This is a genomic window from Halobacterium sp. KA-4 (assembly GCF_021028995.1).
Classification (GTDB): domain Archaea; phylum Halobacteriota; class Halobacteria; order Halobacteriales; family Halobacteriaceae; genus Halobacterium.
Genome location: NZ_JAJJZG010000004.1, coordinates 80,246 through 95,262, shown reverse-complemented (window position 1 = coordinate 95,262; position 15,017 = coordinate 80,246). Strand labels below are relative to the sequence as shown.

Below are 15,017 nucleotides of genomic sequence, written 5' to 3'. Positions count from 1 at the left end.
TTCGATACGAGTGCTGTGGACGGCAATCGATTATTGATATTGCACTGGCTTAGCGTTCGTTATCGGTACAATCGGCCCGCTCGTCGCCAAGGATCTTGGATAGCTTCGCAACTAACACCGGCAGGCGAGTCGTCATTCATCGGTTTAAAACCCTCTCATTATTGAAAGGACGCGCTTTCGCTCGCTACGTATCAGCACTCCACCGCTGAAGCGGTAGGCCACGTACGGTTCCAAGGTGAAGCACCACGGGAATGATTGCCAGAGATTCGCCCTTTGACGGCTTGTCCGGAAACAAGACGATCGCTCACAGACGAATTTTATCCTGTGCGCTTCCTTCTAAAGGGGCTCCGAAGAAACTCCTAAATGCCGGGCTGCGTCCGTGAGAGTCGGACACTCTACAACAGCTTGACAACTCCCGTCTCATGATGACCAACAGAGTTTACATCGCAGAGATTAACGCCTTAATATATGGACTCTATCCGACGTGCGCTCAGGGAAGGAGAGATTAAGAAGGACATGTATGAGCGGCTGGAATGTGCAGAGTGTGACGAGCAACTGGTAACCAAGAATGAACCAGATGAGGTAGGGTCAATTCGTGCCTGCCCAGAGTGTGGGCAGGAGTGGCGTCAACTCCCTTGACAAACGAACGGGGTAACGCACCAGTCACCTTTGGAAACCTCTCCATCCTGAGAAAGTGTTTCTGCGAGCGTACAACTCTGTGATTGCTGATCGGTGGGAGTAAGAACCTGAAAAGCTGATGACTGGATCGCGGTTACTAGCGATATTATGGTCATCGTGTTTAGTGAACCCAACCAGACAGAGAAGGTCTGGAGCCACGATTCAAATATTTCCTCGCCGACATATAAATTATCATTAATAAAAGAGAGAGAGTTGGCACTGTCTAGTTCTGGAGCTCCTCGATCGGCGTTCTGCCATCGAGACCTTGATGCGGTCTGTGGCGGTTGTAGTAATGCATGAACTGTTCAAGCCACTTGCGGACGATTGCCCGACTGCCCACCCACGAATTATGGAAGCGGTCAACCCGCATTTTGAGCGTGTGAAACCACTTTTCGATGCGGGTTCGGTCGGTATAGTTGACCCGACCGCTCAATCCTAATCGAGAGATGGCAGTCCGATAGCCGAATTGATCGACGAGAAACTCAGTCTCCGAAAGGTCATGTTTCCCTTGGAGTTTCTGCAGAAACGTAGCCGCTGGATCGGTGGCATGTCGTCCGAGTAACGCGACATCGAGGATCAACTTTATGTCGGTGTCTATTGCAGCATACAGCCAAGACCACTCACCGGTAATCTTGACAGCAGTCTCGTCAACGGCGACCCGCTTCGGCTGCGCCTCAGGCGGGTCGTGTCCGCTGTTAGATAGCCGATGCGCCCAGTTCCAAACCGCTCCATGAGAGCGTTTCACTCCTAATTCCGCTAAGATCGTTGTTGTTTCTCTGAGCGAACAACCGGTCTGGTGAAGGCGGACGGCGAACGCCCTGACGGGCGTCGCCGTCCGCTCGTTCTCCCAAGGTTCTTCTAAACCCGGTTCATAGCTCTCGCTGAGCAGGTCTGCGAGCATCTACCCAATTCACTCAACGACCTGCTCACTCCTCAAACTAACTCAACTAGACAGTGCCGGTAAACTCGTTGAGTAAGTTGATTGCGAGGTCTTTGTCGAGATGGTTGTTGGCGTTCCCGCACTGCGGGGACTGCACGCACGCGGGACAGCCATCCGCGCAGTCACACGATTTGAGCATCGCGAGCGTGCGCTCGGCGAGCTCCGCAATGGAGTCGAACCCGGCACGCGCCAGCCCGACGCCGCCCGGATAGCCGTCATAAATGAAAATCGTCGGGCGGCCCGTGTGTGGGTGGACTGGCGTTGAGAGCCCACCGATGTCGCCGCGGTCGCAGAGTAACTCGGTGGGGAACATCGAAATCATCGCGTGCTCGGCAGCGTGAATCGCGCCCGGGAGGTCACCGCCCGCACGCAACTCCGCCTCGATATCTGACGGCACCGTGTAGTAGAGCGCGCGCGTCTCCAGCGTCTGCTCGGGGAGGTCGAGTCTCACGGTTGCCTCCGACTCGCCGTGCTTGGCGTTCCGACGCTCATACGCGGTGACTTGCTCGGTGAGCGTGACATCCGCGAATCGCACTGGGACGTCGTCGCGGGCGAACAGCGAGCGTTCCTCGCGGTCCTCGCGGACGTCCATGTCCTTGTCCGTGAGGACGCGCGTGTAGTGGTCGGCGTACGTCGGCTGGAGGTCCGCCACGTCGTTGCCGAGGTTGAGGTCGACGACCTCGTAGCGCTGGCCCTGATGATGGTAGATGGCGCCGGGGTGGGCGTCCCGGAGCGCGTCCGAGAACTCCATCGTCGCGACAGTATCACCAGACGGGTCGAGTAGCCGGATTTCGCGGTCATCGATGGAGCGCAGACTCATCTCGTGCTGGGGGCTGCCGTCGCCGTTGTACGTCCAGCGCGTACCGTAGTCGGTCTCGCGGCGATCGAGCACGCCCCGGCTTTCGAGTGTTCGGACGCGCTCGGCGAACCGCGGGAAGTACTGGTCGTCCTCCGGCGACAGCCAGTTCTCGCGCGCAGCGGACGTGATGTGTGGGTCCAGCAGGTGTTCGTTCGCGGGGTCGACGATGGCGTCCTCGGGGTCACCATCGAACAGTTCCCCGGGGTGGTTCATCACGTACTGGTCGAGTTGGTCCTCGCCGGCGACGAGCGCGACGGCGGCGGGGTCGGTGCCGCGGCCAGCGCGGCCCGCACGCTGGAACGTGTTCATCTGCGTCCCCGGATACCCATCTAACAGCACAGCATCAAGGCCGCCGACGTCCACGCCGAGTTCGAGCGCGCTCGTGCTCCAGACGCCGCGTAGGCTGCCGTCGTGGAGGCTGGCTTCGAGGCTACGCCGGCGGTCGTCCGTCAGGGTCGCCTGGTACGCCGCAATCTCGCTGGCGAGGTCGTGCTCGCCGCGGTCGCGGAGGTCGTCGGCGGTGCCGGTGGCGTTGCGCTCCGCGCCCTGCCGAGAGCGCGTGAACGCCAGCGTCTGGTGGCCACGCATCACGAGGTCCGCCATCAGGTTTCTCGTTTCGACGTGCGAGGAGCGCCGCCGTCCCTCGCCGCCGGCTTCCTCGGGCGGATTCCACAGCAGCCAGTGTCGCGGCCCACGCTCGCTCGTATCTCGCTCGACGAGCGCGAACCCGGACTCGGGTTTCCCTGTCACGCGCGCGGCGTGCTCGACGGGGTTGCCGATCGTCGCCGAACAACAGACGAAGTCAGGGTCAGCGTCAAAGCGCTCGCAGACTCGCCGCAGACGGCGCAGCACGTGAGAGACGTGGCCGCCGAAGACGCCGCGGTACTCGTGGACCTCGTCGAGCACCACGGTCTCCAGCCCCGAGAAGAACCACTCCCAGAGCCGGTGGCCGTGCGGCAGCAACGCGTAGTGCAGCATCTCCGGGTTCGTCAGCAGGACGGTCGGCCGGCGGTCCCGCACGGCCTGTTTCTCCGAGCGCGACAGCCGCCCCGTGTACGTATCCACCTGCACGCGACTCCCGAACCCGAGGTCGCTCGCGAGTCCCGACAACGTCTCCTCCTGGTCGGCGACGAGCGCGTTCTGCGGCGCAATATAGAGTGTCCGGCCGCCGTGGTCCATCGCGCGCTCGAACGCCGGCACCGTGTACGCGAGGCTCTTCCCGCTCGCCGTCGGCGTCGCCACCACCACATCGTCGCCGTCCCGGACCGCGCTGATGGCGTCTGCTTGGTGCTCGTAGAGTGCGTCGATGCCGCGGTCGGCAAGCGCCGACTCGAGACGGTTTTCCAGGTCCACGTCCCGCGTGCTCGCGTCCCGGCCGGGGAGCGTGCGCTCGTCGACAAGTTGGCCGTCGTAATGCGGGCGGTCCCGGAGCCAGTCGGCGAGGTCGTCCACGCCCGTGGGTCGGGGCTGATCGATCTAACGGCTTCCGGTAGTCGTACTCGCCTCAGCTGGCCGCGAGCGATAACTACTTTCCCACCGCGGGACCGAGACGAGGACATGTTCCCGCGGCTGGAGTACCTCGAATGGATTTCCGGACGACCCGAGGTCGCGCTGTACGACCTCGCGTCCAGCGACCTGCGCGGCGACCGCGGCCACGAACCCGAGGCCGTCCCCAAGCCACTGGAGGGCCTCGACGATCCACCAAGGGGTGCAACACTCGAAACTCAGATTGCCGGTGAGTACGGCGTCGAACCCGAGCAGGTGCTGATAACGCCCGGCGCGACGATGGCGAACGTCGTCGCTGCGGCGACCGCGCTCCACCTCGACCCCGACGAGGACGCTGAGGAGAAACAGCGCGTGCTCGTCGAGAAACCGAGTTACGAGCCGCTCGTGAAGACGCCCGGGGCGCTCGGCGCGGAGGTCGACCGGTTCCTACGCGGCGACATCTACCGGCTCGACGTCGAGCGCGCGGCGAACGCGCTCACGGAATGGACCGAACTCGTCACCGTAACGAACCGCCACAACCCCAGCGGCTCGCTGGCGGAACGCGAAACGCTCGCAGACCTCGCGGAGGCCGCCAGCGAATCAGACGCGCGCCTGCTCGTCGACGAAGTGTACGCGCCCTACGTCACCAGCCCCCGGGACGGTCCGTTTGGCGGGCCGACCGCGGTCGGACTCGACAATACCGTCGTCACGAGCTCGCTAACGAAGTTCTTCGGGCTCGACGACCTCCGCATCGGCTGGCTGGTCGCGGACCGCGAGTTCGTCGAGCGCGCACGCTCGGTGTCGATGCACTTCCTCGGCGTCGCGGACACAAGCCGGGCGCTCGGCCGGCGCGCACTCCACAACAAAGACCACCTCGCGGAACGCTCGCGGACACTACTCGTGGAAAACACCGAACTATTCGAGGAATTCCTCGCCGAACGCGACGACGTCGAGGGGTTCCTCGCGGAAGGCTCAACGTTCGCGTTCCTCAACCCCACCAATGTCGACGGCAACGAACTCGCGGCCGCCGCGTGGGAGGAAGGCGTTCTAGTCGTCCCCGGCCGGTTCTTCGGCGAAGACGAACGCGTCCGCGTGAGTCTCGGCCGCAACCCCAGCGAGGTCGCGCCCGCACTCGACGCGCTCGGCGCAGTCCTCGACCAGTTCCAGTAGCCGCGTCGGACGCCCGTGAGACACCGAGCCTCGAAGACTTATGTGGCACCGCGACAATCACCACGACATGGACTCCGAAGCAGACGAAATCACCTCACTCGTTGGCCGCGAGGTGTACTCGAATAATGGCGTCTTCGTCGGGGAAGTCGAAGACGTCCGCCTAAACCTCGACACAGAAGTAGTGAACGGCCTCGCGCTCAGCGAACTCAACCCCACGCTGTTCGCGGACACCGAAACCGGGAAGAAAGGCGTCATCATCCCATACCGCTGGGTGCGCGCAGTCGGCGACGTCGTCCTCATCAACGACGTCATCGAGCGCTACGAGAGTCCCAACGAAGACGCCGAAGTCGCAGTCTAACGCCGTTTCTGCGGTTCAGTCTCCGCGCATCCAGCGAGCGAGCGCTCGCTGAATCGGGCAGCAGACTCAACTTACTGCTGGCCGACAGGCCGCGTGGGTATGCCCACCGAACTCGTCGAGCACGCCCGTGAGCACGACTCGTTCGACTCCGACGAACACGCCGAAGAGACGGTGGACGCGGTATTGGAGACGCTGGCCGAACGACTCTCCGAGGGCGAAGCCGAGGACCTCGCCGAGCAACTCCCGATGAAGTACGCCAACGAGCTCCAGTCGCCCGCGCCCCGCCACCCACAAGAGTACTCCGTGCCGGAGTTCCTCGACCGCGTGGAGCAGCGCGGGGACCTCAACTACGAAGGCCGGGAGCCGAAGACCGCGGCCGTGTTAACGGCGCTCGCCGACACGGTCAGCGGTGACGAACTCGCGCTCGCTCGCGAACAACTCCCCGAGGAGTACAACCGCCTCTTCAACGCCGACGCTTGACAGCCCTGCCCTAAAGGCGGGATTTTCTCCTCGGACTTCCGGAACCCAGCGAGCACGAATCGCGGCACGCGGCACACCCACGCGTTCGCGTTCCGAAGTCGAACCCTGTAAGGCGTCGCACGCGCTCGGCGGAGACATGGAAGTCGTCGGTCGGTTACTCGCCCTGCTCGTTTTGCTGCTCGTAGGGACGGGGCTACGGGTCGCCGGCGTGCTTGACGACGCGCGCACGGAGCGGCTCAACGACCTTGCGTACTTCGTCGCGCTGCCCGCACTCGTGTTCGTGTCGACGTACGACCGCGCCATCGACGAACTGGTCTCCCCTGCGCTGTTTGGTGGACTGCTGTTCGTGCTGTTCGTCACCGCGGCGACGGCGTGGATAGTACACCGGAACCAGTCCGAGCGCCACCGCCGGAGCGTCGCCGTCACGCAGTCCTACCACTCGAATCTGGGCTACCTCGGGCTGCCGCTGGTCGCCGCGACGTTCAGCGACGACGTGACCGCCATCGCGAGCGTCGTGCTCGGCATCGTCTCGCTGGCGCAGGTGCCGCTGACGGTGCTCGTCCTCACCACCATCAACGACGCCGACGCGTCCGTCCGCGAGGAACTGCGAAAACTCGCGACGAACCCCGTGCTCGTGGCGCTGGTCGCCGGCCTGATCGTCGGGTCGGTCGCGCTCACAGTTCCCGGTCCGGCGACGGCAGGACTGGACCTACTGGGGACGCTCGCGCTCCCCATCGCGTTGCTGTGCGTCGGCGCATCCCTGGACGTCGACCTGCCGAACGTCGACGTCGGGGCGACCGGCTCCGTCGTCGCGCTCAAAATCGTGCTAATGCCCGCGATCGCGTGGGCGACGTTCTCGCTTCTGGGTGTGGACACCGCGACGTTCACCGCCGCCGTCGTGATGCTCGGCACGCCCACTGCGGTGTCGACGTACGTGTTCGCCAACGAACTCGGCGGCGACGAAGCGTTCGCGTCCCTGAACGTCTTCCTCACCACGCTGGTCTCGGTCGGGACGCTGTTCGTCCTCATCAGAGCCGTCAGCTGAAGTACGAGAGAAGGGCTAGCTGCCGTTCGAGCTGCTGGAACTCTCGGATTCGACGCCCATCGCGTCGAAGAGCTTCTGCGTGACTGCTTCCTCGGTCAGCGACAGTAGGGTCTCGCGGTTCTCCTCGGTGGTCTCGATGCCCGTGAAAATGCCGAGCGGGATTTCGGCGGACGCCTGCGTGGAGTGGCCAGCAGCCTCACCGATGTTCTCGAAGGCGTCACTGAGCACGCGCCCGATGTTCAGCCGGATGTCCTTCGAGCGCGCGGCCAGATAGATGGTGTCCTCGACGATGCCGAAGACGGCAGTTGTCGTGATACCCTCCAAGTTCAGGAGCTGGGAGGCAGCCTGCGAGAGCGCATCCCGGTCACTGATGAATCCCGCGTTCGAAACGAGATGGCTACCCTGAACCTCGCGGTTGGCGATCGCCTCCGCGAGCACGTCCAGCGTCTCCGGACTCATGTTCGGCGACTCCACCTGCTCTAAGGTGTCGTGGTCCGCGAACGGGTAGAGGTACGCCGCCGCGGTGAGGTCCGCGGGCGTCGTATCCCGACGGAAGTCCAACGTCTCCGCACGAATCCCGTACAGGAGCGCGGTCGCGACCTCCTGGCTCACCGAGAGGTCGAACTCCTGGATGTACTTCGTGAGAATAGTGGACGTCGCCGAGACGTTCGGGCGTACGTCCGCGAACTCCGCGTCGAACTCCTCATCGACCTCGTAGTGATCAAGGAAGATGTCGACCTCGCGTTCGAGCGACACCTCGCCAGCCTTCGCCGGGTCGACGAGCGCGACCGTGTCATAGTCGTCAATGTCAACGTCCTCGTACGGCGTCAACTCAATTTCGAGCAGGTTAACGAACGCGCGGTTCTCCTGATGGCCAATATCCCCAAAGTAGAGGATATCCGCCTCAACGCCGAGGTGGTCCGCGATGGCGTTCAGCGCGGCCGCCGCGGCGATAGAGTCCGGGTCGGGGTTATCGTGCGTGACGATAGCCAGCCGGCCCTCCGTTCCCTCGATGACCTCCGCGAGCTGGCGGGCCTTGTACTCCAGTTCGCCTGATTCGAGCGCACGCAGCGCCGCGTCTGCAATAACTGACGACGGATTGATGACGACGTCCGCACCCAACTCCGTGAGTTCGTCGCTGGTCACGGGATCGCTGGCGCGTACGACGATAAACTGGTCGTCGTCACGCCCACGAATGTTCGTAACTGCCGCTTCATTCGCCTCAATATCGGAGGCCAGAATGAGAACAACATCGCGGTCGGCGACGAGTTCCGCAACCTCCTCATCGCGGATGTCCGCGGCCTGGGCGTTCAAGTCCTGGTCGCGCAGCGCCTCTACCCGGGACTCATCGCGATCCACGATGAGAACATCCTTACCCCGTTCGACCAACTCCTCGGCGACCGCGTGGCCGACGCTCCCGCAACCTAGAATGGCATACGAGGACATCGAGGAGATGGTTGCCCGGCTACTCATGATGTCCCGGAATAACACAGGCCGTCACTTAATGTTCCCGACCTGCTGTCGATAGCCGAGAAATATGCGCGTTGGTCGTCTCACTCGGGTGATTTCGTCTACTGAGCTGTCTCCACGATTGACGCTTGTTGAGTCGAATTGAATTCGACAGCCCGCAGGGGACTGGCAACCCAAATCAGAACGTATTTGAGTTGCAGCATCGAACGTTGGGATGCGTTGGGCCGGTAGCTCAGTTTGGCAGAGCGACGGACTCTTAATCCGTCGGTCGCGTGTTCAAATCGCGCCCGGCCCGCTTTCTCAACGACGGATACTGAGTCAGACTGTTAGTGGCTGAACTATTGATTTACAGGGGTTGCGAGAATTAGTAGGCTCGGCTACACCCGTCGTTTTGGCGTCAGATACAATGATCGGGAGCACCTCGTGTGCCGTTTGCTGCTGTGGCAGAGGTTCCAGAGTGGAGTGTAGAGCTCTAACACCCACAGACGAGGCACTCCACCGTTTCCAGAGCGTACTCCGCGAACAACCGAAACGTGTTTTCACTAATCTGTTCACACGGCGTGGGACTGCGACCGTTTGTTTATTCCGGGAATAGGAATGGATAGAAATTTGAAATACTTGTCGTTCATTTGTACACTTGTCGAAACGACTTAACGTCGTCCCCGTCTCTGAAGAACCAGAACACGTTGCCGCTTATGGACCAAGAAAACCCACCAGTGGTCCTCGTCGTCGACGACGAGAAGGACCTCGCCGACCTATTCACCGCATGGCTGTCCGCTGACTACACCGTGCGGACCGCCTACAGCGGGCAGGCGGCGCTCGATTCACTCGACGACTCAATCGACGTTGTCCTGCTGGACCGCCGCATGCCGGACCTCTCCGGAGACGCCGTACTCACAGAGGTCCGCGAGCGCGACCTCGACTGCCGGGTGGCGATGGTAACCGCCGTCGACCCCGACTTCGACATCGTCGAAATGGGCTTCGACGCATACCTCACCAAGCCCGTGACGAACGAAGACATCCACGACGTCGTGGAGACACTGCTAACGCGCAAACACCACGACACCGCAGTCCAGCGGTACTTCCAACTGGTCACGAAGCGCGCCGCGCTGGAAGCACAGTACGGCGACGACGCCGCCAGCGACCCGAAATACGAGGCGCTGCAGGCCGAAATCGAATCGCTGGAACGCGAGACGGACACGCTCGCCAGCGACTTCGACGACGACGACTTCGAGGCACAATTCCACCGCATCGAACAGGACGCTGATGGGGACGTCCGCGACACCGGCGGGGGGAGCATCTGATGCCCGGTATTGAGGAACGCGTCTCGACGGGCATCGACGGTCTTGACGCGGTGCTGAACGGCGGGTTTGTCCCCGGGCGGGCGTACCTCGCGCGCGGCGAACCCGGCACCGGGAAGACCATCTTCGGCTACCACTACCTCACAGCGGGCGTCGAGAACGACGAGACGGTACTGTACGTCAACCTCGAAGAGTCCGTCGAGGACGTGAAGGCGAACGCGGCTGCGGTCGGCTTCGACCTCGGCGACGTCGAGTTCCTGAGCCTCACGCCCGAGAGCGAGGTGTTCACCGAGAGCCAGTCGTACAGCGTCTTCGCCGCGGAGGAAGTCGAGGCGGACGCGTTCAACGAGGCCATCGTCGAGCGCATCGAGGAACTGGACCCGGCACGCATCTTCATCGACCCGATTACGCAGCTCCGGTACCTTTCCGGGGACGAGTACCAGTTCCGCAAGCAGGTGCTGGCGCTCCAGCAGTTCCTCGGCGAGCAGGACGGGACCGTCCTGTTCACCTCGCAGGCGACGCCCAACAACCCCGACGACGACATCCAATTCATCGCGGACGGGACGCTCGACCTCGAACACACGCGCGAGTCGCGCCAGATCTCCGTCCCGAAGTTCCGCGGGTCGTCGACCCAGGGTGGCGAACACACGTTCCGCATCACCGACGACGGCGTTCGGGTGTTCCCCGAACTGCAGCCCGGCGAGTACAAGCAGACGTTCGTCTCCGAGTCCATCTCCGCGGGCGTCCCGGAACTGGACGAACTGCTGCACGGCGGGCTCGAACGCGGCACGGTCAGCGTCATCAGCGGGCCCAGCGGCGCCGGCAAGACCACCACGGGCACGCAGTTCATGAAGGAAGCCGCGGGACGCGGCGAGCGCTCGGTCGTCTATCTCTTCGAGGAGAGCCGGACGACGTTCCTCACGCGCTCGGAAGCCGTCAACATCCCCGTCGAGGAGATGGTCGACCGCGGCACGCTCGCCATCGAGGAGATGGACCCCCTGGACTTGACGCCACAGGAGTTCGCGAGCATGGTGCGCGAGGAGGTCGAACAGCGCGACACCGAAATCGTGATGATCGACGGCATCAAGGGATACAAGCTCGCGCTCGCGGGCGACGACGAGACGCTCGTGCGGCGGCTGCACGCGCTCGGCCGCTACCTCAAGAACATGGGCGTAACCGTCGTCTTCGTCGACGAGGTCGGCCACCTCACGGGCGACTTCCAGCCGACGGAGGTCGGCATCAGCTACCTCGCGGACAACATCGTCTTCCTGCGCCACGTCGAGGTTGAGGGCGAACTCCGAAAGGTGATTGGCGTGCTCAAGAAGCGCACCAGCGACTTCGAGCGGACGCTGCGCCCCCTCGAGATAACCGAACACGGCATCAAGGTCGGCGAGCCGCTCACGAATCTGCGCGGCCTGCTGACCGGGACCCCAGAATTCGTGAACGACGGAGCGACGGATTCGTAACCCCGCTATGTCGGGCCCCCACACGGAACAGCAGTCCGAGGGGGTCTTCGTGGACGACGAACCGCTGTGCATCGGCGCGGTGCTCTCACACGACCAGAACCGCGCGCTCCTCACGGAATGGCTGGACGCGACCTATGACGTGCTCACGCCGGCGACCGAGGGCGTCACGTTCGAGGACGTCGCCGAGCGCGCGGACCTGTTGTTGCTCGACGAGGGCGCCTACGACCGCCACGCCGACTGGGTCGCCGCCTACCGCCAACACGAGGAGTCGCTGTTCTGCCCAGTACTGTTGCTCGTGTCCAACGACGACCTGCGCACCGCCGCGGACATCTGGTCGAGCGTCGACGACGTCGTCTCCATGCCGGTCCAGAAGGCGGTCCTCCATGCTCGCATCCGCGGGCTGCTGTCGCGGCGCGGCCTCTCCCGTGAACTCGCGGCCAGCGAGGACCGCTTCCGTACGCTGTTCGAGACGAGCCCCGACCCCGCGATAGTCGTCGATGCTGACGGGATTGTCGCGGACAGCAACGCCGCGTTCCGCGACCTCGTCGGCGTCACGGGCGAGTGCCACGGTCGCCCGCTGGACGCCTTCGACGCGTTCGACCCTGCATCCGTCGAGGAGATGCGTGCGTCCCGGGACGGCGACCGCGACGAGTCGACGGTCATCCCCGTGCAGACGGCGACCGAACGCCGCTACGTGGAGTGCAACGGGAACGACCTCGACATCGAGCCCGGGCATCGGATACTCATCCTCCGGGACGTCACCGAGCGCATCCACCACGAGCGGGAACTCCAGCGACAAGTCGACCGGCTCGACGAGTTCGCGGGCGTGCTCGCCCACGAGATGCGGAATCCGCTTGGCATCGCCTGCGGGTGGCTCGACCAGGCCGAACGCACGGGCGACCCGGAAGCCTTCGAGCGCGTCGAGACCGCCCACGAACGCATGACCGAGATGATAGCGGAACTCCTCCAGCTTGCCCGGCAGGGCAGCGTCATCGGCGAGCGGACGTCGGTCCCGCTGGCGGGACTGGTTGCCGACTCATGGGCCAACGTGACGACGGCGGACGCGACGCTCCACGTTGACTCGGCGCTGACCGACCAAACGGTGTCGGGGGACCCTGCCCGCATTCAGGAGGTGTTCGCGAACCTGTTCCGGAACGCCGTCGAGCACGGCGGCCCGGCCGTTTCCGTCGAGGTCGGGGTGACCGACGACGGGCGCGGTGTCTACGTCGCCGACGACGGCCCTGGGCTGGCCGGCGTCGACCGCGACCAGTTGTTCGAGTCCGGGTACACAACCGCCGATCACGGCACCGGATTCGGGCTCGCCATCGTGAAGCAGATTGCGGACGCACACGGCTGGACGGTCAGCGCGACCGACGCCGACGGTGGCGGCGCGCGGTTCGAACTCCGTGGCGTGCTAGACGGCGACGATCCGTCCGTCGAACGCGCGTAGTTTTAAGCCCCCGTCGGACGTCGTGGGGAACATGTACCGCGTGCTGGTACCGGTTGACGACGACGTAGATCGCGCGCTCGCGCAGGCTCGATACGTCGCGAACCTGCCCGACGCCGCCGAAAGCGTCGAAGCTATCGTACTGTTCGTGTTCACTGGTGACTCCGAAGACCTCCCCGAGGACGTCCAGCAGTTCAAGTCCGCGAGCCGCATCCAGTCGGTGCGGCGCGCACAGGAGTTCTTGGAGGACGCGGGCATCGACGTCCAGGTCCATGACGACTCCGGGGACACCACCGACGACATCATCGCGGAAGCCGACGAGTACGACGTCGACGCCATCGTGCTCGGCGGGCGAAAGCGCTCGCCCGCGGGGAAGGCCATCTTCGGCAGCGTCACGCAGTCGGTCATCCTGAACGCCGACCGTCCGGTCGTCGTGACCGGCGAAGAGGCCTGAGCGCGGCCCGCTATCGCGCGAACGGGCTACCGTAACGCATTTTTTGGAGGCGTCGCATCCCCCAGGCATGGCGTTCGAAACGTACGAATGCCAGACGTGTGGCGACGATTTCCAGGCGTTTGAGGATTCGAAAGCGGCCACGAACCAGTATTGTAGTCCGCGCTGCGAAGTCGACGGAGAAGGACTCTGAGCGGCCAGCGCGGCGCTGGCTACGTTACTCGTTCTGCGGGCTGTAGTTGGGTGCTTCGTCCGTAATCATCACGTCGTGGGGGTGGCCCTCGGTCTGGCCCGCAGCGGAGACGCGAACGAACTCCGCGTCCGCCTTGAACTGCGGGATGGTTTCGGCGCCGACGTAGCCCATGCCGGACTGGATGCCGCCGATGAGCTGGTGAAGTTCCTGGGAGAGCGGGCCCTTGTAGGGGGTCGCGGCTTCGACGCCCTCGGGGACGAACTCCTCGTCTTCGTCTTCTTCCTTGAGGTAGCGGTCGCCACCGCCGGACTGCATCGCGCCGACCGAGCCCATGCCGCGGTACTGCTTGTACTTCTTGCCGTTCATCGTGATGACGCGGCCCGGGGCTTCCTCGGTGCCCGCGAAGTACGAACCGAGCATGACGGCGTCGGCGCCCGCGGCGATAGCCTTCGCAGCGTCGCCAGAGTACCGGATACCGCCGTCCGCGATGACAGGGACATCCTCGGGGTGGGCGACGTCTGCGACCTCGGAGACGGCCGTAATCTGGGGCATGCCGGCGCCCGTGACGACGCGTGTGGTGCAGATGGAGCCCGGTCCGATGCCGACCTTGATGCCGTCGGCGAAGTCGACGATTTCCGCGGCGGCCTCGCTGGTGCCGACGTTCCCGACGACGACGTCGGCCTCAACGATTTCGCTGATTTCGCGCGCGGACTGGATGACGTTCTTGTTGTGGGCGTGCGCGCAGTCGATGAACAGGACGTCCGCGCCAGCGTCGTCGGCGGCGGTCGCGCGGTCCTCCTCGAAGGGACCGACGGCGACGCCGACGCGCAGGTGGCCTTCTTCGTCGCGAGCGGCGTCCTCGTGTTCGCGGCGTTCGAGGATGCCCTGCATCGTGACGAGGCCGACGAGGCGGTCCTCGTCGTCCACGAGCGGGACGCGCTCGATTTTGTGCTCGTACATGAGTTCGAGGGCGTCGCGGGCGTCGACGTCTTCGCTGGCGGTGATGACCTCGTCGGTCATCGCCTCGCGGACCGTGTCGGACTCGCCGACTTCGAGGTATGGGCGGATGTCCGTCCCGGAGATGATGCCGAGCACGCGGTCGTCGTCGTCGACGACGGGGGCGCCGGAGACGCCCTCGTGGCTCATCATGCGGTCGACCTCGCTGACGGTCTGCTCGGGCGTCGCGGTGACGACGTTCTCGCGGTCGATGACGAGTTCGTCCGCGCGCTTCACGCGCTCGACTTCGGCGGCGGTCTCCTCGACGTCCATGTTGCGGTGGAGGACGCCGAGCCCGCCTTCGCGAGCCATCGCAGCGGCGAGGTCGGACTCCGTGACGGTGTCCATCGCCGCAGAGAGAATCGGCGTGTTCAGGGAGACGTTTGTTGAGACTTTGGTGCTGACGTCGGCGTCGTCGGGTTCGACGCGGCTTTCCGCGGGGCGGAGGAGTACGTCGTCGAAGGTCAATGCCTCTGGAACGCGGAGTTTCTCGGAGAATCGGCCGTCCGTGGAAGGGTCGTGCGCCATGTAAATCGTCGCATCGCCGGTGGCAAAAACGTTCCGAGATTGGGCGAACGTGCGTGAACTACTCCCGTGGCTACCCCAGTCCAAGCACGTCCGTGTATCGCTACTATAGGATCCCACGAACGCACAGTGAATGGGCGTTCCGGCGACGAA

13 protein-coding genes and 1 tRNA gene are annotated in these 15,017 nt (G+C 64.0%); 10 read left to right on the top strand and 4 right to left on the bottom strand.

The annotated features are described in order from the left end of the window. Nucleotides 1-468 precede the first annotated feature (468 nt). On the top strand, nucleotides 469-639 hold the full coding sequence (locus tag LPA44_RS18220) for an HVO_0758 family zinc finger protein (RefSeq protein ID WP_330166484.1): 171 nt from the start codon (nucleotides 469-471) through the stop codon (nucleotides 637-639). A 262-nt stretch (nucleotides 640-901) separates the two neighbouring features. Here the strand turns inward: LPA44_RS18220 and LPA44_RS05885 are convergent, their stop codons facing one another. Continuing rightward, entirely contained in the window at nucleotides 902-1,579 is a 678-nt protein-coding gene (locus LPA44_RS05885) for an IS6 family transposase (protein WP_230888661.1), read from the bottom strand. A gap of 46 nt (nucleotides 1,580-1,625) precedes the next feature. Beyond that, nucleotides 1,626-3,929, bottom strand: a complete 2,304-nt coding sequence (locus LPA44_RS05880) for a DEAD/DEAH box helicase (RefSeq protein ID WP_230888660.1) — start codon at nucleotides 3,927-3,929, stop codon at nucleotides 1,626-1,628. A 105-nt stretch (nucleotides 3,930-4,034) separates the two neighbouring features. Between LPA44_RS05880 and LPA44_RS05875 the strand changes: the two genes are divergently transcribed. The 4 genes from LPA44_RS05875 (at nucleotide 4,035) to LPA44_RS05860 (ending at nucleotide 7,015) form a co-directional block, all read left to right on the top strand. Then, on the top strand, nucleotides 4,035-5,132 hold the full coding sequence (locus LPA44_RS05875; RefSeq protein WP_230888659.1) for a pyridoxal phosphate-dependent aminotransferase: 1,098 nt from the start codon (nucleotides 4,035-4,037) through the stop codon (nucleotides 5,130-5,132). 67 nt (nucleotides 5,133-5,199) lie between these two features. Then, the gene (locus LPA44_RS05870; protein ID WP_230888658.1) at nucleotides 5,200-5,490 is read left to right on the top strand and encodes a PRC-barrel domain-containing protein; all 291 of its coding nucleotides are present in this window, start codon (nucleotides 5,200-5,202) and stop codon (nucleotides 5,488-5,490) included. 99 nt (nucleotides 5,491-5,589) lie between these two features. After that, on the top strand, nucleotides 5,590-5,970 hold the full coding sequence (locus LPA44_RS05865; RefSeq protein WP_230888657.1) for a DUF2267 domain-containing protein: 381 nt from the start codon (nucleotides 5,590-5,592) through the stop codon (nucleotides 5,968-5,970). 136 nt (nucleotides 5,971-6,106) lie between these two features. Next, entirely contained in the window at nucleotides 6,107-7,015 is a 909-nt protein-coding gene (locus LPA44_RS05860) for an AEC family transporter (protein ID WP_230888656.1), read from the top strand. A 15-nt stretch (nucleotides 7,016-7,030) separates the two neighbouring features. Here LPA44_RS05860 and LPA44_RS05855 read toward each other — a convergent pair whose 3' ends face one another. Further along, a complete protein-coding gene (locus tag LPA44_RS05855) occupies nucleotides 7,031-8,488 on the bottom strand; it encodes a DHH family phosphoesterase (RefSeq protein WP_230888655.1) in 1,458 nt (485 codons plus the stop codon). Between the two features lie 218 nt (nucleotides 8,489-8,706). Here LPA44_RS05855 and LPA44_RS05850 point away from each other — a divergent pair. The 5 genes from LPA44_RS05850 (at nucleotide 8,707) to LPA44_RS05830 (ending at nucleotide 13,153) form a co-directional block, all read left to right on the top strand. Beyond that, nucleotides 8,707-8,780, top strand: a tRNA-Lys gene (locus LPA44_RS05850). Nucleotides 8,781-9,180: 400 nt separating this feature from the next. Next, the gene (locus tag LPA44_RS05845) at nucleotides 9,181-9,789 is read left to right on the top strand and encodes a response regulator (RefSeq protein ID WP_230888654.1); all 609 of its coding nucleotides are present in this window, start codon (nucleotides 9,181-9,183) and stop codon (nucleotides 9,787-9,789) included. Then, complete coding sequence (locus LPA44_RS05840; RefSeq protein WP_230888653.1) at nucleotides 9,789-11,252, top strand: ATPase domain-containing protein; 1,464 nt, start codon at nucleotides 9,789-9,791, stop codon at nucleotides 11,250-11,252. Before LPA44_RS05845 ends, LPA44_RS05840 begins: the two co-directional genes overlap by 1 nt. 7 nt (nucleotides 11,253-11,259) lie before the next feature. Then, nucleotides 11,260-12,702, top strand: a complete 1,443-nt coding sequence (locus tag LPA44_RS05835) for an ATP-binding protein (RefSeq protein ID WP_230888652.1) — start codon at nucleotides 11,260-11,262, stop codon at nucleotides 12,700-12,702. A gap of 31 nt (nucleotides 12,703-12,733) precedes the next feature. After that, nucleotides 12,734-13,153, top strand: a complete 420-nt coding sequence (locus LPA44_RS05830) for a universal stress protein (RefSeq protein WP_230888651.1) — start codon at nucleotides 12,734-12,736, stop codon at nucleotides 13,151-13,153. Between the two features lie 214 nt (nucleotides 13,154-13,367). Here LPA44_RS05830 and guaB read toward each other — a convergent pair whose 3' ends face one another. After that, nucleotides 13,368-14,867, bottom strand: a complete 1,500-nt coding sequence (gene guaB, locus LPA44_RS05825; RefSeq protein WP_230888650.1) for an IMP dehydrogenase — start codon at nucleotides 14,865-14,867, stop codon at nucleotides 13,368-13,370. Nucleotides 14,868-15,017: the final 150 nt, after the last annotated feature.

What these genes read in the sequence shown, in the direction of transcription:
- LPA44_RS18220 (WP_330166484.1), top strand. Translation starts at nt 469, where the DNA reads ATGGACTCTATCCGACGTGCGCTCAGGGAAGGAGAGATTAAGAAGGAC.
- LPA44_RS05885 (WP_230888661.1), bottom strand. Translation starts at nt 1,579, where the DNA reads ATGCTCGCAGACCTGCTCAGCGAGAGCTATGAACCGGGTTTAGAAGAA.
- LPA44_RS05875 (WP_230888659.1), top strand. Translation starts at nt 4,035, where the DNA reads ATGTTCCCGCGGCTGGAGTACCTCGAATGGATTTCCGGACGACCCGAG.
- LPA44_RS05870 (WP_230888658.1), top strand. Translation starts at nt 5,200, where the DNA reads ATGGACTCCGAAGCAGACGAAATCACCTCACTCGTTGGCCGCGAGGTG.
- LPA44_RS05865 (WP_230888657.1), top strand. Translation starts at nt 5,590, where the DNA reads ATGCCCACCGAACTCGTCGAGCACGCCCGTGAGCACGACTCGTTCGAC.
- LPA44_RS05860 (WP_230888656.1), top strand. Translation starts at nt 6,107, where the DNA reads ATGGAAGTCGTCGGTCGGTTACTCGCCCTGCTCGTTTTGCTGCTCGTA.
- LPA44_RS05855 (WP_230888655.1), bottom strand. Translation starts at nt 8,488, where the DNA reads ATGAGTAGCCGGGCAACCATCTCCTCGATGTCCTCGTATGCCATTCTA.
- LPA44_RS05845 (WP_230888654.1), top strand. Translation starts at nt 9,181, where the DNA reads ATGGACCAAGAAAACCCACCAGTGGTCCTCGTCGTCGACGACGAGAAG.
- LPA44_RS05840 (WP_230888653.1), top strand. Translation starts at nt 9,789, where the DNA reads ATGCCCGGTATTGAGGAACGCGTCTCGACGGGCATCGACGGTCTTGAC.
- LPA44_RS05835 (WP_230888652.1), top strand. Translation starts at nt 11,260, where the DNA reads ATGTCGGGCCCCCACACGGAACAGCAGTCCGAGGGGGTCTTCGTGGAC.
- LPA44_RS05830 (WP_230888651.1), top strand. Translation starts at nt 12,734, where the DNA reads ATGTACCGCGTGCTGGTACCGGTTGACGACGACGTAGATCGCGCGCTC.
- guaB (WP_230888650.1), bottom strand. Translation starts at nt 14,867, where the DNA reads ATGGCGCACGACCCTTCCACGGACGGCCGATTCTCCGAGAAACTCCGC.